The 23,888-nt window shown below is 36.8% G+C and carries 20 protein-coding genes and 1 pseudogene; 9 read left to right on the plus strand and 12 right to left on the minus strand.

Annotation, left to right across the window (positions count from 1 at the left end):
* The 6 genes and pseudogenes from IPL24_18220 to IPL24_18245 form a co-directional block, all read right to left on the minus strand.
* A pseudogene (locus IPL24_18220) lies at positions 1-591 on the minus strand (SAM-dependent DNA methyltransferase).
* Between the two features lie 602 nt (positions 592-1,193).
* A complete protein-coding gene (locus IPL24_18225) occupies positions 1,194-1,418 on the minus strand; it encodes a protein kinase (GenBank protein ID MBK8365524.1) in 225 nt (74 codons plus the stop codon).
* A gap of 1 nt (position 1,419) precedes the next feature.
* Complete coding sequence (locus IPL24_18230; protein ID MBK8365525.1) at positions 1,420-1,812, minus strand: hypothetical protein; 393 nt, start codon at positions 1,810-1,812, stop codon at positions 1,420-1,422.
* 450 nt (positions 1,813-2,262) lie between these two features.
* Positions 2,263-2,637 carry a restriction endonuclease subunit S gene (locus IPL24_18235; protein ID MBK8365526.1) on the minus strand — a complete coding sequence of 125 codons (375 nt, stop codon included), beginning with the start codon at positions 2,635-2,637 and terminating at the stop codon, positions 2,263-2,265.
* A 26-nt stretch (positions 2,638-2,663) separates the two neighbouring features.
* Positions 2,664-2,813, minus strand: a complete 150-nt coding sequence (locus tag IPL24_18240) for a hypothetical protein (protein ID MBK8365527.1) — start codon at positions 2,811-2,813, stop codon at positions 2,664-2,666.
* A gap of 954 nt (positions 2,814-3,767) precedes the next feature.
* Positions 3,768-4,259, minus strand: a complete 492-nt coding sequence (locus IPL24_18245) for a hypothetical protein (protein ID MBK8365528.1) — start codon at positions 4,257-4,259, stop codon at positions 3,768-3,770.
* 845 nt (positions 4,260-5,104) lie between these two features.
* Here IPL24_18245 and IPL24_18250 point away from each other — a divergent pair.
* The 3 genes from IPL24_18250 to IPL24_18260 all read left to right on the plus strand — a co-directional run bounded on the left by IPL24_18250 (position 5,105) and on the right by IPL24_18260 (position 7,856).
* Positions 5,105-6,631, plus strand: coding sequence for a T9SS type A sorting domain-containing protein (locus IPL24_18250; GenBank protein ID MBK8365529.1), 1,527 nt, complete (start codon positions 5,105-5,107; stop codon positions 6,629-6,631).
* An 89-nt stretch (positions 6,632-6,720) separates the two neighbouring features.
* Entirely contained in the window at positions 6,721-7,278 is a 558-nt protein-coding gene (locus IPL24_18255) for a hypothetical protein (GenBank protein ID MBK8365530.1), read from the plus strand.
* Positions 7,279-7,343: 65 nt separating this feature from the next.
* Positions 7,344-7,856, plus strand: coding sequence for a hypothetical protein (locus IPL24_18260; GenBank protein ID MBK8365531.1), 513 nt, complete (start codon positions 7,344-7,346; stop codon positions 7,854-7,856).
* 146 nt (positions 7,857-8,002) lie between these two features.
* Here IPL24_18260 and IPL24_18265 read toward each other — a convergent pair whose 3' ends face one another.
* Both IPL24_18265 and IPL24_18270 read right to left on the minus strand, forming a co-directional pair.
* Positions 8,003-9,262 (minus strand): HAD hydrolase-like protein, encoded by a 1,260-nt coding sequence (locus IPL24_18265; GenBank protein ID MBK8365532.1) that lies wholly within the window; start codon positions 9,260-9,262, stop codon positions 8,003-8,005.
* Positions 9,263-9,293: 31 nt separating this feature from the next.
* On the minus strand, positions 9,294-10,682 hold the full coding sequence (locus IPL24_18270; GenBank protein MBK8365533.1) for a trypsin-like peptidase domain-containing protein: 1,389 nt from the start codon (positions 10,680-10,682) through the stop codon (positions 9,294-9,296).
* A 900-nt stretch (positions 10,683-11,582) separates the two neighbouring features.
* Between IPL24_18270 and IPL24_18275 the strand changes: the two genes are divergently transcribed.
* Entirely contained in the window at positions 11,583-12,032 is a 450-nt protein-coding gene (locus IPL24_18275) for a hypothetical protein (GenBank protein ID MBK8365534.1), read from the plus strand.
* Positions 12,033-12,126: 94 nt separating this feature from the next.
* Here IPL24_18275 and IPL24_18280 read toward each other — a convergent pair whose 3' ends face one another.
* Together IPL24_18280 and IPL24_18285 are read right to left on the minus strand one after the other, a co-directional pair.
* Positions 12,127-13,560 carry an OmpA family protein gene (locus IPL24_18280; protein MBK8365535.1) on the minus strand — a complete coding sequence of 478 codons (1,434 nt, stop codon included), beginning with the start codon at positions 13,558-13,560 and terminating at the stop codon, positions 12,127-12,129.
* Between the two features lie 275 nt (positions 13,561-13,835).
* Positions 13,836-15,467: an MFS transporter gene (locus IPL24_18285; protein MBK8365536.1), complete on the minus strand. Its 1,632-nt coding sequence runs from the start codon at positions 15,465-15,467 to the stop codon at positions 13,836-13,838.
* Between the two features lie 135 nt (positions 15,468-15,602).
* Here IPL24_18285 and IPL24_18290 point away from each other — a divergent pair, with 135 nt between their 5' ends.
* The 5 genes from IPL24_18290 to IPL24_18310 all read left to right on the plus strand — a co-directional run bounded on the left by IPL24_18290 (position 15,603) and on the right by IPL24_18310 (position 22,048).
* Entirely contained in the window at positions 15,603-16,376 is a 774-nt protein-coding gene (locus IPL24_18290; GenBank protein MBK8365537.1) for a T9SS type A sorting domain-containing protein, read from the plus strand.
* 203 nt (positions 16,377-16,579) lie between these two features.
* On the plus strand, positions 16,580-18,208 hold the full coding sequence (locus tag IPL24_18295) for an NADP-dependent glyceraldehyde-3-phosphate dehydrogenase (protein MBK8365538.1): 1,629 nt from the start codon (positions 16,580-16,582) through the stop codon (positions 18,206-18,208).
* A gap of 22 nt (positions 18,209-18,230) precedes the next feature.
* Positions 18,231-19,079 carry an N-acetylglucosamine kinase gene (locus IPL24_18300; protein MBK8365539.1) on the plus strand — a complete coding sequence of 283 codons (849 nt, stop codon included), beginning with the start codon at positions 18,231-18,233 and terminating at the stop codon, positions 19,077-19,079.
* A gap of 159 nt (positions 19,080-19,238) precedes the next feature.
* A complete protein-coding gene (locus IPL24_18305; GenBank protein MBK8365540.1) occupies positions 19,239-20,795 on the plus strand; it encodes a DUF3459 domain-containing protein in 1,557 nt (518 codons plus the stop codon).
* 8 nt (positions 20,796-20,803) lie between these two features.
* Positions 20,804-22,048 (plus strand): T9SS type A sorting domain-containing protein, encoded by a 1,245-nt coding sequence (locus IPL24_18310; GenBank protein MBK8365541.1) that lies wholly within the window; start codon positions 20,804-20,806, stop codon positions 22,046-22,048.
* A 10-nt stretch (positions 22,049-22,058) separates the two neighbouring features.
* Here IPL24_18310 and IPL24_18315 read toward each other — a convergent pair whose 3' ends face one another.
* Positions 22,059-23,603 (minus strand): VCBS repeat-containing protein, encoded by a 1,545-nt coding sequence (locus IPL24_18315; GenBank protein MBK8365542.1) that lies wholly within the window; start codon positions 23,601-23,603, stop codon positions 22,059-22,061.
* On the minus strand, positions 23,557-23,820 hold the full coding sequence (locus IPL24_18320) for a VCBS repeat-containing protein (protein MBK8365543.1): 264 nt from the start codon (positions 23,818-23,820) through the stop codon (positions 23,557-23,559). Before IPL24_18320 ends, IPL24_18315 begins: the two co-directional genes overlap by 47 nt.
* Positions 23,821-23,888 lie beyond the last annotated feature (68 nt).

Raw genomic sequence — 23,888 nt, forward strand, 5'->3', positions numbered from 1 at the left:
CTGTCCGTACAATGAGAAGTTATTACTACCAACTTCTTTGGCGACCTTAATCAATAAAGGAACCGGAACCACAAGCTGGATCACAGATTCGGTTGCCCGGCTGAGGATCTACCAATTTGCTAACAAGGTTGACACTTCACCCCTGGAGTGTAAAATTCTCCGGCTTTCTTTCCTGCATCACTTGCGAACTGAGAGATCAAGAACTCATATGCGTCTCCAATAATATCATTGCCTTCTAAATGTGATGGCTGTATATTCAATCCTGAAAAATCAACTAATAGATTTTTTAATCGACGGTTACGATCTTTCGTTTGACCAAGATTTGCTTCACTATTGAAATCAATGTTGCGAAATACTCTTTCCAACTTACTCCGGTTTGCATCTTCTAACTTCTCCAAAGCGATATTGATCTGTTCGCCCAGGTTATTTTCGTTTCGTTGTTCAAACAGAAAATCAAAGTACACCTATTGGGTACTTGGAAGCGTTCGTTTCGTAGTGCCCTTTCGATACGGACTTCATCACCAATGTACTTCTCAGTATAAGCGACGCGTTTATCCTTCCATACATCAGTGATATACTTTAGAACAACATCGTTAAAATGTAATCCTTATATTGCGTTGCGTCAATTGTTCCCCGGAACGTGTCGCAGGCTTTCCAGACAATGTTGTTGATTTCTTTTTTGTGATTTTTTTTTCCATGCTGTTAAATTTTATTTAATTCGAGATTTTTGGAGAATGCCATTGTAGCTGCCATCGTGCTCATTGTCTCGCCTCCATGTTTTACCTGCAATCTTCTTTTTCCAAAAAGAGTCCCGTCCTGACCGCTGATAATTCTATATTCTTTTTGCCATTATTGTGATCGACATGTAAGTAGTTATCTACTTGCAAATATGATGGGTAATGATTGATCAGTTTGTGAACTTCCTTTAAAACTCGGAAGCATTTGGAATTCTCTGTTCAATATTCATATGAAGTGCTCCTATTCAACACCCTTTTAAAGGCAGGGTCTAAATATGCCGGCAAAGTATCGGTATTTGCAATTGTGCCTTTGCAAATTATATTGTCAATCATTTTTGAAAATTAAATTCTCTTTCAATCGAGTTTCGAATTCCATTTAACTTGTTTATCTGCTTTGCATTTAACCACTTATAAGGTTCATGTATTGGAAATTACCATTAAGTGGTTGGAACATTATTATCCTACTTGATATATATCAGATCTAAAGGTATAATGTTTAAGCAGAATAGATTCAGGTGGAAGATAAATTCTAGTGGCTTTTGATTCCGAAACGAAGCCATCTGCATTTTCAAGCTTCTTAACTGATCCTAAATCAGCAATGATAGGTCGAGATGTCGCCAAGTCAATGAGAATGTTACCCGGTTTTAAATCACGGTGAACCAAGGAGTGTGTTGAATGCAATTCAACAAGTCCGGTTAAGATGCCAACAATAATTCAAAGCATCGCTTGTTGAGATACCTCCTTTATCAATGTGACTTTGTAGATCTCCACCAGAAATTTTCGGTGTTAAAAAGTAAGCGTACTTATTGTCGACTAAGCCTAAGTGCCATATTTTAAAATATTTGGACTGATCAATTTTTCTCAATATTGCAGCTTCTTCAGATGCATCATAGTGCGGTTGTGCATTATAAAACTTAAGAACAACCTCGTCATCTAATTTCTTACGTCTTCCGAAATAGACTTCTCCATTGCAACCTCTTTGGATATAATCATAAACATCAATGTCAGGATTATTCCTAACAAAGTTGCATATTATATCGGGGCAACCACTTACTATATCGTCTTCTAAAGCCATCTTATTTATTTTAATTCTAATTTAATGTCATATGCAGCCACTAAAGCGTCTTGCTGGTATTTATGGAGAGCCTGTAACTGCACGTTATTTTTTAAATAAGCGGTAACCCTTGTGGCCAAATAAAATCAACTTTTTTCTTATCGTACAAATTGTATAATTCCCTCTAATTTAAATGAAATAGGCGAAGGCGTCATTTTACCTTTGCATTTGCATTCCTTGCAAGTACTACAATCTTATCCGGATTTATTGTATCAATAGCTGCATTGATCTGAACTCAGAATTGCTTAACCTGATCGGAGTTAGTATGATCTTCTAAAAAAAACTTCGTAGACTCATTAGTTTGCACGATACTCCATCTGCTTCTTTTTAAGAATGACAATGCAAGGTCTTAATGATTTGATTTGTATGCTTAATGTCTTCATTGAAATAGAATTATTCTTGTTTTATTTTTTAGAAATAATAGCAGTATATAAATTTTGCTTTTCTGCAATGAGTTTTTTGAGACAATTCAATTTGTTGTTGGTGCAATACAGCTAATGCAGCAATTCGTTTTTGCTGTTGCATAGGAGGTAAGGGAATTTCAAAGGCTCCAAGTTCTGATTTTCGAATGGAATAAATATTAGTCCCGCTACCCAATTGCTGAAAGGCTGCTTTGCTTTGAGGTGCATTTAATAAAGCGACGAGATAGTCCGGGCACAGAATATTTTTATCCGGTTGTAGCACGAAAAAAATGGAAGAAGCAACTGAAGTTCCAATATTTTGATAACGCCAAGAAAATAATCGATTGCCCTTGCCTACAAATAGCACATCACCATCAACAAGCAAATGAGGTTTAACTTTATCATCAATTTTCAGGAATTCGTCTGTTTCTCATTAGTAAGTATACCATGATCTGTAAACTGACGAACCTGCAGATATCCTGCTGTGCCCGTTGGAGACGGTTCGGCATATAATCCAAATCTAATATTGCAAACGGATGCTATAGTTGCTTTTTTTATCATTGTAGAACCTTTCGTTTACAAATATATGATTAAAAACAGAAAATATCCAAATTTATTTTTGTAGAGTTATTCAAAAATTGAACATGAAAATGTTAAATTACTGATTATAAGTATAAATTGGTTTTTTGAACTTCAGATTGAAGCTTTCCAACCATTTCTTGTTCAGCTTCATTTAAGATTTATAAATATCACTTTCATCCATCTGCAGATATTTCAAAGTCATTTTTTCTGAAGAATGGCCCATGTAAGTTTTTAATATTGAGATAGGGGTGGTAATCTCAATATATGATTCGTGGCAAAGGTTTTCCTCGCTGTTTTCGCTTTGATCATTTGCCATAATGGAAATAGGTGTCTTCAATTTTTCCTGCTTCTTCAGGTTCTTTTTACTGATAAGATAATCTTCGCTAAAACCAGCACGGAACGCCAGAACTTTTAATCGCCCGGTTATAATGACCGGATGTGAAGTTTACATTGAATTGATTGTTGTATTTTTTCTCACAGATTAACGACGAATTTGTCCAGACACGGTATTTTAGAAATCTTACTTTTTGTTTTCTGGTTTGTCCCGATAAAATAGTATTTGCCATTTTCATTTACCATCATCTTCAATCTTTTAAAATCGCTCCAGCGCAAACCGCAACTGCAATTCACAATAAAAAAATCTCTAACAATTTCCAACTCCTCTTCAGAAACATATTTTAATTCACCTTTATTAATGAGCTCAACTTCCTTCTTTGACTTTTTGCCAAATAGAAGACTACGTATTTTATCAAGCTTAGTAAAAGTTTAGGAACGGATCTGCCGCACGCCTTCCTTCTACTCAAAATTTCTTTGCAGACAATCCATTTCCGAGTGCAAAGGAATTTTATCTCCTTTTCTTTTTCGATTAATTGCCTGAATTCTTTTAATTTATCAAGATAAGTTCCTTCGTAATCGGTTCCATTTGGCTTTCCTTTATCGATCAACCATGAGAGAAACTTCCCTCAACGTTTTTAATGTAATTTCCGGAATGTTAAGGATGAATCTCTCTCTTTCTTCTTCTTGCGCCTTTTCGTAATCTGCAATTCGGTTTCTAAAGCGTTTGTAATTTTTAAGTGTCCCATCGCTTATGCCGGTGATATAATAGGGTTGACTGGCAATACTTTTAATTTTGTCATCGACATAATGGATTAAACGAGTATGATATCCATTTATCTCAGCGCCATGATAAACCGGAATTGCAATAACAGGTTCTGGATTCTTAATGCGCTTATCAATCTTCGTCCTGCCCTTTGCAATATCATTTATCTCTTTTAATTTACCGCTAATGTGAAGCTGTATTTGCTCTTTAAAACGGTTGAGAAAAGCTTCGTTAATGTTTTTTTGTCTCTCGATTAGCGTTTCAGTATCCTCGTATTCATAAACACTTGCTTTTATATCTTCAAGAAGGTTGAGTACCTTATACAATTTTTAGCGTATTCTTTAAACTGCACTACCTGTATGTTTACTAAATCATATTTGCCAAATGCAGTTTTCTTTTTTTTGTCCCAACATTCAAATGGCACTGACAAACCAGTTGATACGATAACAGGTTTATATTCATAATTGTCTTTTTTTGGATTGAACTGTTTCAAACCCATGTTTATCCAAGCCATCAGCAGAACCTGTTTGCCAGTTCGCTTGGGTTGAATACTGATTTTTAAAAGTGGATTTACTTTGGGAGTGAAGTCACTGCTAAGTGCCTCTAAATAACCATCATCTAAAGAGAAAACTTGTGTATCGATAAATTCTTCAAAGGGATATTCACACCTCTAATGGCTTGTAATTTTAACTTTAGGGTTGAATAACAAAAGAACAAAAATAGCCCCTAGAAAACAGGGGCTTATCTTCTTCTGCTTAAGGGGTCGGGACTCGAACCCGCGACCCCATGCGTGACAGGCATGTATTCTAACCAACTGAACTACCGAACCGTTTGGAGTTAAATGAACTCCGTTTCCTTTTTTACAAGGACTGCAAAAATAGAGAAATCCTTTAATACACGAAATTTTAAAGCTTCGATTTTTGAAATATTTGTGGTTCATTGTTAGGGTATTAGGTCGAATGTTGGTGATGATCAGAAATAGGAGATTTAAGAGCTGAAAATTGGCTTATTGGCTCCATCCCCTTGAATTAGGAGGATTGTGGAATCAGTCAATATTATTAGTTCTTTTAAGGATTCTAACTTGATTATGAAATCGGATATATAGGATTAAATTTTCTGAACTATGAATTTATTAAAGATCGCTTTAAGCTTCCTCCTTTGCATATATAATTTGAGCTTATTTTCTCAACCTTCAGTACAGTGGAGCAGATCGGTTACAAATTCCAGAGGGCAATTTTTACTTGTCGATTCTTCAGAGCAAATTTATACTGCCGGTGTGGAGAATGGTTTTTCAAATTCATTTTATGCTTTCATAAACAAATACGATTCTGCCGGAAATCAATTGTGGACTATCAATCCGCCATTTGGAAATACAGGTCTAGGAAATATGGTGCTTGACGATTCCGCTAATCTTTATCTGTGTAGTACTTCACATATTTATAGCGATCCGTCCACAATGAATTGCGCAGCAGCATGTGCAAAATTTGATTCAAGTGGTAATCTGGTCTGGTTAAATGAATACAGAAGAAATAACTCTGTAACATTTAATTCCGGTTATGATGTTTTACTTACCGGTTCCGGTGATGTCTGGTTAAAAGGTCTTACTGAAGATAGTGCAGACAGTTATAAATTTGATCTTCTCATTAAATATTCTGCATCCGGACAAATTCTCAATATTATAACTGACTCTCTGAATCCGAATGGAAGCGCTTTTAAGATCTGCAAGGATACAATTGATAATATATATTACGGAGGTTCTTATAGAACGGGATTCAATACTGTTGTAAAAATTTTCAAATACGATTTTAACGGCAATCGACTTTGGGAAGTAAATGATTCCGGAAGTTCAAATTATAACGAGGTGATCAACATTCAGTATTTTAATTCGTGCATTTATATTTTAAAACAAAATAAGAATATAAATACCGGTTTTGAGATTCAAAAGTATGATCTCTCAGGACAACTCCTGGATACTTTTGCATATGAAGATTCCCTTTCTGATATTGAGGTAAAAAATTTTCTTATTGCACCTTCAGGAAATATTTATTTTTATGGGAACAGGGAGGCGCTTTCTGATATTTTTGCATTAAAAATTAAAAGTGATTTCAGTCTTGAATATGTTGAGTATTTGGATTTCGGTAACGCAATGATCGATCTTGTCAACTTTGCAATCTTAAATGTTCATGAAGAATTTTACCTTACCGGAAGAAATAGTTGGGATATTCAGAATAATTATTCAGAATCGTTTATTTGCAAACTTGATACAAGTGGGATAGTTCAATGGATTGTCGCTGATCATGAACTAAATTCTACATGGAATGAAGGAAACCGCTTGATACTGGCAGGTGATAAACTGTATACTTTAGCAACTGCCTATTTACCGGGAATCGGTCCTCAAGAAATTATAAAAAAATATGTTGACATTATAATTTCCAATGATAACATTTCTATCAAGCAAGAAAGTATAAAAGTTTATCCAAATCCCTCAGCTAAAGATTTCCATTTTTCTTTACCCGAATTTATGCGAGATAAGCAAGTAGAGATCTCAATCTTTGATATTTTCGGAAGACAATGTTTGAATGGTATTTATTCCGGCAGAGAAATAGTAATTCCATCTGATGAATTTCATCCGGGTCTTTATCATTTCTATATCAATTTTCAAAGCCGGCGTTTTTCCGGTAAGATTGTAGTAGAGTAGGAGTGTTTCGGACCCGGAGTATTAATTTTCCCTATTTTGTTTTAAACAAGAAAACCAGTACTTTAACTCACTTTTATTAATTCGCTACCATGAATAAATTACTTCTTACTTTATCACTCGTCATTGTTCTTTTCACCAGTTGTGAAAAAGTACAGTTAGACCAACAAGCAACTTTTTCAACTCCTCAGCTCACAGGTTTCATTTGCAGAGATGAAGCAGCAACAAATTATTATACTATTGGCAATCCGAATATAAAATTGTTTGATGCGACAGGGAGTAATCAGGATGTAAAGTATTCTATACTTTTCTATCCAAATCCGAATTTATACTCTGATTTCAGTCAGGAACGTTTCCATAGTCTTATCTATTTTAGTTTTTTTATTGATGCTCCTGAAACTCAAATACATTTCTGGATCGAGAAAGGAAATTATCTGGAAGGCTCACAGAATTATTCAACTTATATGGGAGCAAATTATTATTTGCCAAATGAGCATCTCATCGATGCGAATTTTAATGTTCACAGAGGTGAAAATAATTACGCTTTCGATGTTTCCAAAGTTCAACCCGGTTACTATAGAGCATACATTGAAGTAAATGGTGTTCTTTTATGGGATAATCTTATTATCAATAAACAATTCCCGATCTAAAATTCATCCAAATAACTAATCTTCGATTTCACTTACGCTTACTCAAATCCCCAAACCTAAACCATATGTATCGACTAACCACAATTCTTATTTTATTTCTGACACTTATTTCAATGCAATCATTCTCTCAGGAATCATATAAACGAACTGCAGGGCTTACTACCAGTTTTACTCAGGGGGATCTTGGTATACAAGTGCCGATATTTGTTACACAATCTATTTCACTTGCTCCATATGTTTCAATCAAAACAATTTCTGATGCAGGTTCAGATTTTGGTGTCGGACTGATCCCCAAATTCTATATCAACAATAGTAAATTATCGCCTTATTTTGGATTGAAGTTCGCTCTTGCATTTTATTCTCCACCTTCCGGATCATTGGCAAAAAACACTACAGACATATTAGGCGGAATGGCTTTCGGCGGTGATTACTTTTTTGATCCACGGTTTGCTATTGGAGTGGAAGGGCAGATAAACGTAGCTGTGTCCGATGAATATTCATCACGCTTTAATAATCCCGGTGGATCAAATCTGAATACTGCTATGGCAATTAATGTGAGTATATTTTTTGGAAAGTAAAAATAACTTGAGCATTAATTAGGGTCGAATCCTGAAAAACATTTTACTGAAATTTCCTTACAATGGTTCTGAACTGATTAGTGTGGATCTTTCGGAACCGATGTAAGGAATTTTTCATGTTAATTAGCGCAGGAAAAAATTTCACTTCATTCCAGGAATCCTTGTGGATCAGGTTTTTCAAAGCCACTTTCTTTGGTGAAATGGATGGCGTCGAAAAAAGTTTCCAGTCCTGTTGATTGAAGTTTTTGTTTTTGTGAATTCGGTGGATTGTCTGTCAACAGGCCGATCAGATATCCTTGTGCTTTCAGTTCTGTGAGCACAGGTTTTACATCGGCATATTCTTTAGTGTCGGGAACAAGCGACCGATACTTCTGGATCATATCGTAAGCAGGAAGGTGGAAAATTTCAGATAAACGATCCAGCAGATCACCACGGTTTCCTTCTTCAAGCAAACGTAAACCGGTGTCGACGAATTTTTCTTTGCTGACCTTGTCAAACTTTAATTCATCGTGCAACATTTTTAGCTTGGCAACGATCCATGGCTTTTGCGGAAAAATTGTTTCGTCTAAGTCAAAGATCACGGCCTTTAATTCAGGGCGCTTTGGAAGTGTACGGTCTTTGAGATAGGTAAATGAACGCACAGGTTTTGGTGTACTGCTTTTTGTCTCATCGTTTTTTCCGAATAATAACTGTCTGCAGAAATTATTTGCAATCTCATTCAGCGAACCGGTTGTAGCATTGATATGATTGTGGACACTGTTGATCAGGAAATCATCCTTGTATTCAATCAGGTGAATATGAAAAATTCCACAACCTTTATTGGCTTTCAGTAATTCAATAAAGTCAGAGATCTTTTTATGTAGCTTTTCATTGATGATGATCTCACTTACAGTTACGATCGATTCTTCAATCGTTATGATCTTCCTTAAACTGATCTCACTTTCTGTTCCTGAAAAGTCAATTGCAAATTCAGCAAGGAAATGCTTTAAGCTAGGAAGTCCGGAGGCAAAAATTTCATCCATCGTTGTCTGAGAATTTCTCGCAAAATTATTTTTTGCCATGAACTCTTCAAAGTTCTCATGATAGATCAGATTTTCAATAAGTGCCGGATCTGAAATTGCAATTTTAAATTTCGAATCTGCTTTTAGCTCTGCAAGAATTGTGAAATCGTCTTCGGCAGATGGAATGATGATGTCGATCTTGTTTTTCTCACAAGCATCTATAAGAGATTTTTTATAATTACCTTCTTTCGGTCCGGGTAATCGTATGAATGAATGAGCAAGAAATTTCGCAGTGGTCTCGCTGTATTCATCCGAAATATAAATATGTACTCCATGTATTGTTTCAAGTTCTCTAATCAATGCAATGGCATTGAAGTTATTCGCAGACGTTATCAGAACATTCATATTCAGAAATTATATGCTATAAATTTACTTTTTATTTATATACGATATTCAGCTTTTTAATAATATCATTGGACGGGATGCAGAAGCCGATTCCTTCAACCCCTTTGGCTTTTATTTTCATGGTCGACATTCCAACGACTTCACCTTTTTCATTGATCAACGGACCGCCACTATTTCCGGAATTGATCTTTACATCCGTTTGAATCATGTGAATGCCGTCAAAGTCACGGATACCGCTTACAATTCCTTTCGTCAGGGTAGAAGTCAGCATTTTATCCAGTGGTGTACCAATTGCAACTACGGGATCGCCATAGTCTATAGAGTCGCTGTCTGCGAGCCAGAGCCCGGGAAGACTGTCGTATTCGATTTTTAGTAATGCAAGGTCGAAATCCGGATTTGTCTTTATTACTTTAGCTTCGTGTTTCGAATTTTTATTGATCACAATAGTGATTTTCTCTTCGCCGTCAATGACGTGATAATTTGTGACGAGGTATCCGTTTCCCGAAATAAAAAACCCGCTTCCAAAAGTTGATTTTCCTTCAACAATAATTACATTCGGACTAGAATGACGGTTGATCTCTTTGAGATTTGCAAAAGTGAGATGCGGAGGCCGACTGAGTGTGATCTCTTTTCCTACTCCAAGAATATTTATCAAATAGTCTTGTTTGGTGAGGAATTCGTAAAGAGTATCGATTGCAAGCAATTGTAATTCTGAATCATATATCAGTGAACCCAACGCATTTGTTTTCTTAGTCTTTGTCCTGTAAACAGAAGAGTGAAAATTGTATTTTGCAATGGGAGTAACAGAGTCGATTTTATTATAGATCTCCCATTCAGAATCCATCGAACTATTTCCACGCATTTGGTAATCTTTTAAATCTGAAAAATTGAACTTTAAGTTTTTAAATTTTACTTTTATCCTGAAGCGGTACGGATATTTTTTGATGTTCTTATCTCTATTTACAATTGTTTTAAAGTAAGAGGCACTTAATCCACGTAAATCCGGTTCATATTCCTGGTATTTTCTTTCGACCAGATCAGCGATCTTTTTATCGCCCCATTTCATATTTTTCCCATCGATTTTCCCAATTGTTGTTGTGTCTGAAAAATCGAATCTGAAGGTATCAACAAGTGTCAGGAATGATTTATTGTCATCTCCTTTGGGAAGAACACTGCTTTTTCTTAAGACAAGAATACCGGAAGGTTCTTCTTTGCCTTCTGCAGGAATCATCTCTATCCTGCATGGTTCACATAAAAAAGACGATGCGGGAAATTGTTTGTTAGCAGAATAATGAATAAAAGCTACTTCCGAAGTATCATGATCTTTTAGTGCAATTAAAATAGTGTCTTTGTTAAATGTTGCCTTCGTAATATCAAAAAGGAGTCTTTCCGATAACCTCTTTAGCTGTATTGAGTACATTAGCACCACTGGGTTTTGTTTCTAGAAAATACTGCTTTACCTGCCCATTTGCAGAAGTATAAAAACCAAGAAGAAGCGAAGCAAAAAAAATCACTCCTTTCATTTTCGACAAAAACATATTGATTAAAATTATTCCATGAAAGTAACGAAATTCTCCTAAATAAACCCGCTTTCTGCTCTTCATTTTCACCTGGTAGATATCGATAGGCGTTAACTTAGATAAAAACAAATGAATAATATTTCGTTATGTTGACTTGAGATTATTTATAAAAAATATTTTTTCAAATTAGTTTTTATTTCCGTCAGCTAAAGTTTATGTAATTTGAATACGGTGAATGAAATATTCGTTGTTAATTTATAGATTTTCAGGCCCGTTAGGGCCATACTTTTGGTAACTTTTGGACCATACAAGACAGCTAAGCCCTTTAGGGGCGTACTCTTTAAACACACAGCTTTTTTCTACAAAGAAAACACAATTGTACATCAGGAATAAGCCGAATGCAATCAATATAAATTGGAACTTTTACGCAGGTAAATGAATGGACATATGAATTGTGTTCAAGAGTGCGCCCCTAAAGGGGCTTGACTTTCTCATATAGTCTGGTATTACCAAAAGTTTGGCCCTAACGGGCCTGTCACTTCTAAAGCATGTCCTTATTGTAGATTCTTGAGTTTAACTTAATGAATTTGAGCTAAAGCTGACGGAAATATAGTAGACGACATCACACTTTATTTCAATGGATAAAAAAATAATTAAGCTGACACCTATACGATAGCTATCAGAATTCATTTTTCATTTCCCCCAATATATGCTGTTTATTCAATTACGAGTAATGCTCTCAGCTATTTCACCAACCATAATGTGACTATACATTTGTCTGAACATTAAAACTAATCACAATGAAAAAATCAAGCAGACCTTCAAGAGAAGAAGTAAAAGTTGGAAATGAAATTTTGAAAATGCAATTGAATGCAGAATTTGGAATGAACTTTCCTGAAGAATCTACAGATGCAATGCCTCCGGAACTGGAGCGTGCATGGTTGAAATCAATACAACGTTTTGAAAAAGCGTATGCAGAGAACAAGACAATTCTTTGCTATGATCTTATCGGCAGACCTGACTATACCAATGGAGAATCATTGAGTGAAAAGGCATTAAAGACAGAGTTAAAAAAATTACTTGATCTGCTGGAAGAAAATCAGATCGTTGTGGATTGCATCAGTGATATATCAGATCTGGAAGTTTATAAATTTATCACAGAGAAATTATTCACTGAAGAAATTCTCCACATACCCGGAAGTAATATGATCTGCCATTTTACTTTTTCGGAATTTTATCCGGAGGAATGAAAGAACGAAATTCGAGATTCGGGATTCGTAATTCGAAACCCACCATGTAGGATGGGTCGAATTACGAATCCCGAATTACGAATTACAAAAAAATCTATTCATTCAACTTGATCTCAACCCGACGATTGGTCGCCTTCCCCGCAGCAGTTTTATTATCCGCCGCCGGTTTAGTGTCACCAAATCCTTCAGATTGCAAACGAGCTTCGCTGATTCCTTTATTTGTAAAATAAGTTTTCACTGCAGCGGCACGACGTTTCGATAGATCAAGATTTTTGTCGGCTTTACCAACGTTATCTGTATGTCCTTCGATTGACCAGTTTGTGTATTCGTATTCTTTCATGATGCTCACAACTGTATCAAGCCTTGCATAAGAAACTTTTTTGATAACATCTTTTCCTGTTTCAAACTGAATTGATTTTGCAGCGAATGAAATTTTTGCTAAAACTTCTTTTTTCTTTGCTTCATCGATTGAAGGACAGCCATTGTTTGTTTTCAATCCTTTTACGTCAGGACATTTATCGTCTTTATCTGCAACTTTATCGCCATCACGATCAGGACAACCTGCCATTTCAGATGTTCCTTTTTGATCCGGACACTGATCTTCTGCATCTGCCATTCCATCGCCATCTTTATCAGGGCAACCTGCTAAAGTTGTAAGTCCTGCTACATCCGGACATTTATCGTCTTTGTCTGCAATACCATCTCCATCTTTATCAGGGCAACCATTTAATTCTGATTTTCCTGCAGTAGTCGGACAAGCATCATCTTTATCAGCGATACCATCACCATCAGAATCAGGACAACCTTTGAAACTAGCAAGGCCTTTGATATCAGGACAAGCATCTTCATTATCAGCTATACCATCACCATCTTTATCAGGACAACCCATTAATGCATCAAGACCTGCTACTGTTGGGCACTTATCATCTTTATCTGCTACACCATCTTTATCAGAATCTTTACCGCTTCCGAAACGAACTACTAATCCAAGCGTGTGGTGGAAATAATCACCCACTTTATCTTCAGATGAACCATTGTATAAAGTCTGCAGACGAATTCCGACAGTTTCCGACAACCATAAATTAGTTCCGATACCTGCATTGATAGCAAAACCACTATTGCCACCAAGTTTACTGAAGCCCGGACCAACTGCGATATATGGATCAAAGCCGCATGATGATTTTAATAAATAATCATTAGCAAGTAAATATTTTACAAGAAAATCTGCATCAGCAAAAAATTGATTTCCGTTAGCACTTGTACCATATCTATTAATAGATGCAGCAGCAACAGATAATTCCAGAGCAAATGATTTATTCAGATTTCTTGCAATGTCTAACTTTGAAAAAGCAGGAACACTCTTGAAATCGTTGAAGTCATAAATGCCTTTAAACATCGGATCGACAGAAGAATAGTCGACAAAATGGATTCCAAATCCAAGTAGCCATGGATGGTCTACGTTTTGGGAGTTTGCTTTTCCGGCAAATAGAAATGCCGAGCAAAAAATCAGAGTAATCAGTTTTTTCATATTTGTGTTTTTTTGAATTCCTTAAATTGGGGCAACAAAAAAACAATAAATATGAGTTTGCAACAAATATGTGAGGTCAATTTTATGCGAAAGCGAGAGTAATGTGATTTTTGTCAGCAAAGTGGGAAAGAATGATATGCAGGTTTACAGGTTTACAAGTTTCAGGTTTGTGACCTGCAATGTCATTACCTGGTGTATAGTATTTCGTTGATAGCGAGAATCGAGGTTTCAGATTGCGAACTTGTAAACCTGTAAACCTGCAAACTTCCAACAAATCAATGCCCTGAAACCTGCTTATCAAAATCCAGCCCTTGTGATTTAAGAACCCCTTTGGTTTTGAGTGAATGCCATACCATGTAAGCAAAGCAGAGTAGTGGAACGATGTATGAGAAATGTGTAAAGCTCATTCCGGCAATTCCTCCTGATGATAATTTATCGAAATCACAAATGACACCTTGAGTTGGAGGGATGATAGCGCCGCCTAAGATCATCATGATCAGAAATGCAGAACCTTGACTTGTGTATTTTCCTAAACCGGAAATTGCAAGAGCAAATATACATGGCCACATAACTGAACATGCCAGTCCGCCACTGATAAAAGCAAACGTACTGATCTGTCCTGTCGTAAGAAGTCCAATCAACATAGCGGCAAGACCGAAACAAGAAACGGTGAAGAGCATTTTTGCCGGTTGTTCGTTAGCATAAAAGAATGCACCGATAAGAACAAAGATACAGATCACATAGACATATAAATTTTCGATTTCATTTCCGCGAAGATGGTTTACAAGAAGTATCACTGCAAAAGCAACAAGTGGTACGATAACAGTGAGAAGCTGCTTAGAACTTTTCTTCAGATTAAAAACAGCAATTGCGCCTGTCCATCTGCCAACCATTAAACTTCCCCAGTATAATGAGATGAACTGTGAAATATATTTTTCATCGAGTCCGCCGAATTCAGGTTGACGAAGCAGTGCACCCATATTGCTTTGAACAGTAACTTCCATTCCTACATAAATAAAGATAGCGATCATTCCCAATACTAATTGCGGATATTGCATCGCTCCCCATCCTGCTTTGTTTTTTTGCGCTGCGAATAGTGCATAAAAAAGTAATCCTAAAATTACGATCAGTGAACCAAGCACCAGATAAACTTTTTGGTGTTCGTCAAACATTGTATTGAAAAATAAAAGAACGATGGTAGGAATAGCAATCAGGAATAATACGCTCATTGCTTTCCCGCTGTTTTCAACATGTTCTTCCATTCTGATAGTCGGTAGTCTTTTACTTACCAGAAAAAAGAATGCAACTAAAAAGAATAGTCCGCCGAGAATAAGATACAAGGTACGTATCGACGAAATGGTCGCAGCTGCAGTATTTGTCAGAGCGCCGAAGAGTATTATGTGAACTACAATCGGTCCAAGTAAAGTTCCGAATGAATTGATACTTCCCGCAAGATTAAGTCGATGTGCTCCGGTTGCCTGATCTCCAAGTGCAATTACGAATGGTTGTGCGGCGGTTTGCTGCAATGAGAAGCCAAGTGCGATGATGAAGAAACAAGCCAGCACCATTCCGAACGTTGCAGTGGTTCCCGATGCAATGAATGCAAGTGAAAATGCTCCGACCACCGACATAGAGAGTCCGATAATAATTCCGTTTTTATATCCGATACGATTCAGAATGTCTACACCGGAAAGAGCAGACATCAGATAAAGGATCAAAGAGCCGAAAAAATATGCACCATAAAAAGATGTATCGAGTAATTGCGATTGAAACTGGTCAAGATTGAAATGTGTTTTGCAGAAAGGAATAAAAATTCCATTCGAGGCAGCAACAAATCCCCAAAAGAAGAAGACAGTGACTAAAGTCGGCAAGGCTCCTTTACTGATAGCTTGTGTAGTTTTTTCCATGGCGGAAGGTATTTCTTATGGATGAATATAAACGTGTACATGAAAATTGATTTCAACAGTAACAATGTTGATATGGAAAATAATCTTCATGTTAACAGATAGGAATTGTCAGCTTTTATTATAATATTTGTATTAATGAAAAAATCTCTACTTCTCTCAGCTTTCTCTTTATGCTTGTCGGCAGCATTTGCGCAGTACGACCTGACAATTACCTACAATTCAAATTCAGGAGTGTCGAATTTGCAGACTGCAACAAAGTTATACATGCATTCAGGCGGTAATGATATGGCAGGCCCATTAGATACGACATGTTGGAATTACACAGTAGGAAATTGGGGTGTAGATGATGGAATCGGGGAAATGGTAAGTTTAGCGGGAACAACCTGGACGATTACTATTGATCCTGTTCCATACTATAGTACTGCACCAAACGGACCGGTTACAGGTCCGGAAATTCAAAGAATGGCTTTAATTTTCAGAGATGAAACAGGCACATTGACAGGGTTTGGGGATGACGGAAATACGATTTACCTGGATCTTTCTACCGGTGTAGCTGAGCCCTATAATTCTGACGGATCACCGTTCTTTGGGATTACAACAGGAATTTCCGCAGGTGTTAATTCGTTGTCTGACAATAAATTAGGAGTAATTAATTCACCAAATCCACTCTTAACAAATACTGTATTTACGTATAAAGTTGTTGGGAATTCTAATATAAATCTTTCTATCTTTGACAACGCGGGTCGTTTAGTGAACACATTGATCAATGAAGAACAGACGATAGGTACGCACTACTATAATTGGGTAGGCGACGACAAAAATGGTAATTTATTGAGTAGCGGAATATATTTCTATTCCTTATCTTCGAATACTGAAAATATTAAAGGCAAACTTATTATTGTACGTTAATTAGGGTTAGGGTCAATAATAAGAGGGGATCACGTTTGTGATCCCTTTTTTTTTGTTCAGAGTTCCGAGTTCCGAGTTCAAGGTTCAAAGTTCAATGTTCAAAGTTGGCTTCGTAGGTGGCAGCCAATTCTTGACCTTGAACTTTGAACTTTGAACCTTGAACATCAAGCTTTGAACTTAAAAAAAACCCGTACTTTCACCATATGCCAACACTCAAAAAAAATTTCGAAACTCTTTTTCCAACCGCTACTAATATTCCTGCGAAATTTCAGTTAGCAGGCACTGTTGAACAAAAGGAATATTTACTCAATGGTGAAATTTTAAATTGGGACGGACCAGTTGCTGATGTTTATTCACCGGTTTTTATAAATGAAAATGGTGAGTTGAAGCGGGTGCGTTTAGGGTCGCAACCTGTTATGGATAGAGTTGCTGCATCAAAAGCTCTTGATGCTGCATTGCAATCATACAATAATGGTCGTGGTGAGTGGGCAACGATGAGTATAAAGAAGCGTATTGAGCACATGGTAAATTTTACTCGTCGGATGATTGAAAAAAGAGATGACGTTGTAAAAATGCTGATGTGGGAGATAGGAAAAAGTTTTACTGACTCACAAAAAGAATTTGACCGGACGATTGATTACATCAATGATACAATTGAATCGTTGAAATCACTTGACCGCGATAGTTCACGGTTACAAAAAGTACAAGGCGTATATGCTCAGATCCGTCGTGGTCCTCTTGGAGTTGTGTTGTGCATGGGGCCATATAATTATCCGCTGAATGAAACGTATTGTAATCTGATCCCTGCTTTGATCATGGGAAATTCTGTGATCTTTAAGCCGGCAAAATATGGAGTGCTTTTGCACCGGCCTTTACTGGAGATCTTTCGTGATTCATTTCCAAAAGGCGTGATCAATTTTATCTATGGTGAAGGAGCAGAGACCAGTGGAACTTTAATGGCTACAGGTAAGATCGATTGTCTGGCATTCATAGGTACCAGTCGTGTTGCAAATATTTTGAAGAAGCAACATCCTTTTCCAAATCGTTTACGGGGAGCATTAGGACTTGAAGCAAAAAATCCTGCAATAATTCTTGCTGATGCTGATATTGATATGACGGTCAGTGAAGTTATCACCGGTTCACTTTCATTCAATGGTCAAAGATGCACTGCATTGAAAATGATCTTTGTTCATGAATCTGTTTCTGAGAAATTCCTCGAGAAATTCTGTAATAAGATATCACAATTAAAAGCAGGAATGCCATGGGAAGAAAATGTGTTGTTAACTCCCTTGCCTGAAAAAAATAAAACAACTTATCTGAAAGAATTAATTGATGATGCAGTTGCAAAAGGAGCAATGATTGCCAATGAAAATGGCGGAAGCGTTGCAGAGAGTTTTATGTTCCCGGCTGTATTGACAGGCGTAACTTCTGATATGAGAATTTACAATGAAGAACAATTTGGTCCTGTTATTCCTGTCATCAAATTCAAAAACATCAGCGAACCGATTGAATACATGGTTAAGTCCAACTACGGACAGCAGGTAAGTATTTTCGGAAGTGATTCAGATGAAATTGCACACATGATCGACCCGCTGGTGAATCAGGTATGCAGAGTGAATATAAATAGTCAGTGTCAGCGTGGTCCCGATGTTTTTCCTTTCAATGGAAGAAAGGATTCAGCGGAAGGTACATTGAGTGTCAGTGATGCTTTGCGTGTTTTCAGTATCCGGACATTGGTAGCTGCAAAAGAAAATGAATTGAATAAGAATATCATTTCAGAAATTTTAGATGAAAGAAAATCTGCTTTTCTGAGTACTGATTTTATTCTGTAATATTTTGTAATCTCAAAAAATTATGATTCTTGTTGCCGATAGTGGTTCAACGAAAGCCGATTGGGTAATAGTAGATAAAACAGCATCTATGCAGAAATTCAGTTCTGCAGGATTCAATCCTTATTTTCATGATCATGCATACATCCTGAAAGAACTTCATGCGAATTCAGGATTGCAAACCATAGCTTCTCAGATCAAAGAAGTTTATTTTTTCGGAGCAGGATGTTCATCAGCAGAAAGAAATTTCGTCATTGAAAAAGCCCTGATGGACTTTTTTGAAAATGCAAAAGTCTTCGTAGATTCAGATATGATTGCAGCTGTAAGAGCAACATGCGGAAGTGATGCCGGAATTGTTGGTATTCTGGGAACCGGAAGTAATTCATGTTACTTCGATGGTGAAATGATACTTCCGAATAATTTTGGTCTGGGATTTATCATGGCAGATGAAGGTGGTGGAAGTTATTTCGGAAGAAAACTTATTGCTGATTATCTGTATGGATTGTTACCTGAACATTTAAATAAAAAGTTCGCAGACAAATATGAAATGAGTAAAGCCATCATGCTTGAAAACGTTTATAATAAACCGCGTCCTAATGTATGGCTTGCATCGTTTGCGAATTTTCTGACTGATAACAGGGAGGATGAATTTGTAAAAGCATTCATTAAGCAAGGAATAGAGGAATTTTTCCGGTTATATATTTGCAGTTATAAGGATTTCAAAAATACGCCGGTTCATTTTGTCGGAACGATTGCATATTATTTTGATGAGGTCATCCGTGCTGTAGGTAAAGAGAAAGAAGTAAATGTGAAAAAAATTATCAGGCACCCGATTAATCATCTTGCAGAGTATTATCTGGAAAAGATGGAGTGAAGAAGAGGTTGCAGGTTTCAGGTTTGCAGGTTTCAGGTTAGCTCCGTAGCTGACTATGAAGGTAACTTGAAACCTGCAAACCTGAAACCTGCAACCATTTAAAAATTTCCCTCCTAACTTATTATTTGCCATATTTGCAGAATACAATTCAACCTGATTATGAGAAAAGGAGTTATTATCGTCGGATTACTACTGACAGCATTTATTAGCAATGGTCAAAGTTTTGAAAGGAGTTCAAGGCCAACAGCAGATTCACTTCCTGTAAATGACCGTGATCATAAAAACCGGATAGTGTACGATGTTTTTGTCCGTTCTTATTTCGATTCTAATCGTGATGGCAATGGCGATCTGAATGGATTAACTTCTAAGTTGGCAAATATTCGCGGAATGGGTGCGGAGGGAGTTTGCCTTTCTCCAATCAATCCGTCACCTTCATACGATAATTTTGATGTAACGAATTTCTATAAAGTCGACAGTGTTTATGGAGACACAGCAAGTTTAAAGAAACTGGTTTCTACTGCACATCAGCTCAAGTTGAAAGTGTTTTTGAACCTTCCAGTCAATCATTGTAGTACAAAGCATCCTTGGTTTGTATCTGCTGTTTCCGGTAAGTCATCGCAGTATTCTGATTATTTTATCTGGAAGGATGAAAAATCAATTTCAGGAAATAAAGACAACTGGCATTCTCCGGTAGATAAAAATGGCAAAAAAATTCCGGGAAAAAAGTTTTATGGAAGTAATGGTAGTAAAGCGCCGGATTTTAATTTCAGTAATGCTGAATTAAGAGCGGAGGTGATGAAGATCGGAACCTTCTGGCTTAAAGAGTTTGATCTGGATGGTTTCAAGATAGATGGAGTAGAATTATATTTTGATGCTGAATCTGTTTCAGAAACAAATAAATGGTGGAAGGAGTTTCATTCAGAGATGAAAAAAACCAAAGCAGGTTTTTATCTGGCAGGAAATGTAATTTCAGGTGACAATAAATCTTTCGTTGGAAATGGTTTTGATGCCTTGGTCAATCATGATATTTCTTCGGCAATTATTAATGTAGTTAAGAATGAAGTGGATTCCGGATTGGTAATTGATCTCCTGAAAGTTCGAAGTACTTATTCTGCCAATGCAACTGATTTTATTGACATCATCAGTATCAATAATGAAAAGCATGATCGTAGTATGACATTGTTGAATGGCGATCAGGAAAAATCAAAACTTGCTGCAACATTATTATTTACTTTGCCCGGATCACCTTATTTGTATTATGGTGAAGAAGTAGGGATGTTTGGCAAATTGCCAAAGGAATATATCCGTGAGCCTTACTTGTGGTCAACTGCAAAAAACGCAGGTGGCAAAACGAAGTGGGAGGCCAGCAAATACAATACGCAAGATGTAAAATCTTTCAATGTAAGTTCCAGAGATTCTTCTTCGGTATTTTCACACTATAAAAAATTAATGGCACTTCGTCGGACAACACCTGCGTTAAATGGAAATGGATTTGAAAATGTAAAAGTTTCAGATAACCGGGTAATCTCTTTCCTTCGCTATTCAGATAAACAAAAGGTTTTGATTGTAATGAACCTGACCAATAAAGATCTTGATACAAAGATTGACTTTCGGGGAGTAATCGGTTCAGCGATATTTGAAAATGGAAAAGTTGTGATCGACGGCGAAAAAATGATCTGTTCTCCGCATGGCGTTTCAGTATTTCTTGTAAACTGATTTCGGAGATGAGGATTGTAATTGTTTGTATTCTTGCGAACCTGCTTTTCGGCACTCATCAGTTGTTTGCTCAAGTGTATGGATGTACTGACCATCTCGCAAATAACTACAACAATCTGGCTACTGATAACGATGGTACTTGCCTCTATAGTCCTGCATCAGTAACTGCTGTTACAAGTGTTGCTTTGAATTCTACTATCTCAGAAACATCGGGCTTAATTCTGTGGAATGGTAGTTTACTGACGCTTAATGATAATACAGATACGCTATTGTATTCTTTGGATACATTGTCGGGGAACATTGTGCAGCAATTCAATTTAACCGGAGTAGAAAATTATGACTGGGAAGAAATTTCAAGCGATTCCCTATACATTTATGTCGGTGATTTCGGAAATAATGTAAATGGAAACAGAACTGATCTGCACATTCTGAGAATTGAAAAGAATTCTCTCCTTATCAATTCTCCTGTGATCGATACGATCAGTTTTACTTATTCAGATCAGACTGATTTTACTCCAACAGGATCTAACAATACCGATTTTGATTGCGAAGCCTTTATTGTTTCTCAAGACAGTATTTTTCTTTTTAGCAAACAGTGGGTAAGCAATCAGACTGCACTATATTCTTTACCGAAGGTTCCTGGAAATCACATTGCTCAGCTTCATTCGCCGTTGGATGTTCAGGGTATGATAACAGGTGCTACCTATCTTGAATCGAAGCGAATGGTCGTACTGTGCGCGTATACAAATTTACTACAGCCGTTTGTTTACTTGCTTTACGATTTTGATGATCATAATTTTTTCAGTGGAAACAAACGAAGCTTGTCTTTGTCGTTACCATTTCATCAGGTTGAAGGTATTGCAACTTCTGATGGATTAAAATATTATTGTTCAAATGAGGCTTTCTCTCAGCCACCTGTGATTAACACCCCTCAAAAACTTCATACTTTTGATCTGACTTCCTACCTGGGAAATTATCTGGATGATCTCATTCTGGGTGAACCAAAATTGACTTCCATGGTTTTCGAAATTTTCCCGGTTCCGGTTACAGGTACACTGACGATCGTAAATAAATATGAAGTTGTGAATTCGGAATATAAACTTACAGATCAATATGGAAAATCAGTTGCTCTCGGAGAAATAAATTCCGGGCGAAATGAGATCGATCTTTCAAAGCTTTCTTCCGGAATTTATTTTATGTCAATAACCAATAGTTTTTCGCCGGTATTGTTTTACAAAATTGTTAAGCAATAGTTTAATTTTATTACAACTTAACTAATCTTTGCATAGTCACTCCCTTTTTATTTGAAAGCGTAACATAAAACAGACCTGTACTTTTTTGTCTGATGAAAGAGAGATCAATATTGAGCTGTGAAGAATAGTCTTCCAGCAATTTTGTGTAAATAATGTTTCCTTCCGAATCCAGTATTGTAAGATGATTTTCGCCTGTCAATGCCAGATTAGAAAAATCGATTTTTAAATTACCTGTTGTCGGATTTGGATAGAGTAAAAATTTATTTGACTCATCGATGTAATTCATTCCTGTTAATCCTTGTCCCTCTGTGATAGTGAAGAATTCATCCGGTGCAACATTTGTAAAGTATTCAATTGTGCCTGAAAGCCATTCAACTTTTATGGAATCGATTACTGTTGCATCGCCCAGACCGAAATGTGCTCGCAGATCATTTTGTCCACAGTAGGAGCTTTGAGCGGAAATTTCACGCATCTGCCAGACCGGATTTCCTGAAATAATAGCTTTCATTCTGATCTTAGTTCCGATTGCACTTTTATTTGTGGTGGTTCCGACAAGTTTTATTGTACTCCAGTGATTTCCATTTCCATCGTTGTGATAGAGGAAATCCGATGGATCAGTATTGTTGAATCTTACTGTAGCGACAGCCAGGTCTTCAAAGCCATCATTGTCATAGTCGCCAAAAGCGCATCCATAAGACCAGGAAGAATCCGTAGCTAATGGCGAGGATCCGATTCTTTCAAACGAACCATCGCCATTATTCAGATAAAAAAAGTTTAGTTGCTTTAAAGCGGAATTGTATGTGTTAGTTACAAAAAGGTCGAGGTCGCCATCATTATCAACATCACTCCATGCTGAACTGAATGAGTGATCGTTTGTATTTGTAATAGTATCGCCCGTGATTTTTGTAAAGGTGAAATTCCCTTCATTTCTGAATAAGGCATTGCTCGATTGATCGTTTGCAAGGAATACATCGAGATCGCCATCGTTATCATAATCACCCCAACTACTGCTCATCGTTAAACCACCATTGCTTACTAAAGGACCGGTAGTAATTCTTGTGAATGTGCCGCTATCGTTTCTGTAAATGTTTTCATCGTTGTCTGTTAAACCTTCGTTGGAAACAAATAGATCAAGATCTCCATCACTGTCCATGTCTGTCCAGTTCACGCTTCTTGAAGTATAAAGATCAGTGACCGGACTGCCACTTGTAATTTCAGTGAATGTATTGTTTCCATCATTATGGTAAAGTCTGTTGCGGTCAGTACTTGCACTGCCGCCACTTCGTGTAGTATAAAGATCAACAAGTCCATCATTATCATAATCCCCCCATGAAGCAGTTTCGCAATATCCATTTGTATTTACAACGGCCGTTCCCAGTATCTCAGTAAAGTTTGCAATGCCATCGTTTATGTAGTATAGATTATCGAAGTTGTACCAATTCACTACATAAGCATCAGCATCGCCATCATTATCTGAGTCAGCAAAGGTTGCACCGTCACTGGGTTTATTATCCAGAAACGATCGGATCTCCTGTTCTTGCAAGAAAAGAACCATTTCCAAGATTCATGTACAGCATGTTATTCTGACCTCCGGCTCTGCCGTTAGAGATAAAAAGATCAATCAGGCCATCGTTATTCATATCGATCCAGTTTACACTTCGTGAATCTCCGGGAGTGGAAACTACAGGGCCGGTTGTAATTTTTGTGAATGTCTGGCTCATTGAATTCAGACTTAATGCCAGAATAAAGCAGATGAAGAATGATTTTTTCATGTGTGGTAAATTATTTACGGTTAGTCTTGTAATTTTATGTATATATTTATTTCTTTAAACAATTATTA

This window comes from Bacteroidota bacterium (assembly GCA_016711505.1).
Lineage (GTDB): Bacteria > Bacteroidota > Bacteroidia > AKYH767-A > 2013-40CM-41-45 > JADKIH01.

What these genes read in the sequence shown, in the direction of transcription:
- IPL24_18240 (MBK8365527.1), bottom strand. Translation starts at nt 2,813, where the DNA reads ATGATAAAAAAAGCAACTATAGCATCCGTTTGCAATATTAGATTTGGA.
- IPL24_18295 (MBK8365538.1), top strand. Translation starts at nt 16,580, where the DNA reads ATGCCAACACTCAAAAAAAATTTCGAAACTCTTTTTCCAACCGCTACT.
- IPL24_18310 (MBK8365541.1), top strand. Translation starts at nt 20,804, where the DNA reads ATGAGGATTGTAATTGTTTGTATTCTTGCGAACCTGCTTTTCGGCACT.
- IPL24_18265 (MBK8365532.1), bottom strand. Translation starts at nt 9,262, where the DNA reads ATGAATGTTCTGATAACGTCTGCGAATAACTTCAATGCCATTGCATTG.
- IPL24_18275 (MBK8365534.1), top strand. Translation starts at nt 11,583, where the DNA reads ATGAAAAAATCAAGCAGACCTTCAAGAGAAGAAGTAAAAGTTGGAAAT.
- IPL24_18320 (MBK8365543.1), bottom strand. Translation starts at nt 23,820, where the DNA reads ATGAAAAAATCATTCTTCATCTGCTTTATTCTGGCATTAAGTCTGAAT.
- IPL24_18305 (MBK8365540.1), top strand. Translation starts at nt 19,239, where the DNA reads ATGAGAAAAGGAGTTATTATCGTCGGATTACTACTGACAGCATTTATT.
- IPL24_18300 (MBK8365539.1), top strand. Translation starts at nt 18,231, where the DNA reads ATGATTCTTGTTGCCGATAGTGGTTCAACGAAAGCCGATTGGGTAATA.
- IPL24_18290 (MBK8365537.1), top strand. Translation starts at nt 15,603, where the DNA reads ATGAAAAAATCTCTACTTCTCTCAGCTTTCTCTTTATGCTTGTCGGCA.
- IPL24_18230 (MBK8365525.1), bottom strand. Translation starts at nt 1,812, where the DNA reads ATGGCTTTAGAAGACGATATAGTAAGTGGTTGCCCCGATATAATATGC.
- IPL24_18255 (MBK8365530.1), top strand. Translation starts at nt 6,721, where the DNA reads ATGAATAAATTACTTCTTACTTTATCACTCGTCATTGTTCTTTTCACC.
- IPL24_18260 (MBK8365531.1), top strand. Translation starts at nt 7,344, where the DNA reads ATGTATCGACTAACCACAATTCTTATTTTATTTCTGACACTTATTTCA.
- IPL24_18270 (MBK8365533.1), bottom strand. Translation starts at nt 10,682, where the DNA reads ATGTACTCAATACAGCTAAAGAGGTTATCGGAAAGACTCCTTTTTGAT.
- IPL24_18315 (MBK8365542.1), bottom strand. Translation starts at nt 23,603, where the DNA reads ATGGTTCTTTTCTTGCAAGAACAGGAGATCCGATCGTTTCTGGATAAT.
- IPL24_18285 (MBK8365536.1), bottom strand. Translation starts at nt 15,467, where the DNA reads ATGGAAAAAACTACACAAGCTATCAGTAAAGGAGCCTTGCCGACTTTA.
- IPL24_18280 (MBK8365535.1), bottom strand. Translation starts at nt 13,560, where the DNA reads ATGAAAAAACTGATTACTCTGATTTTTTGCTCGGCATTTCTATTTGCC.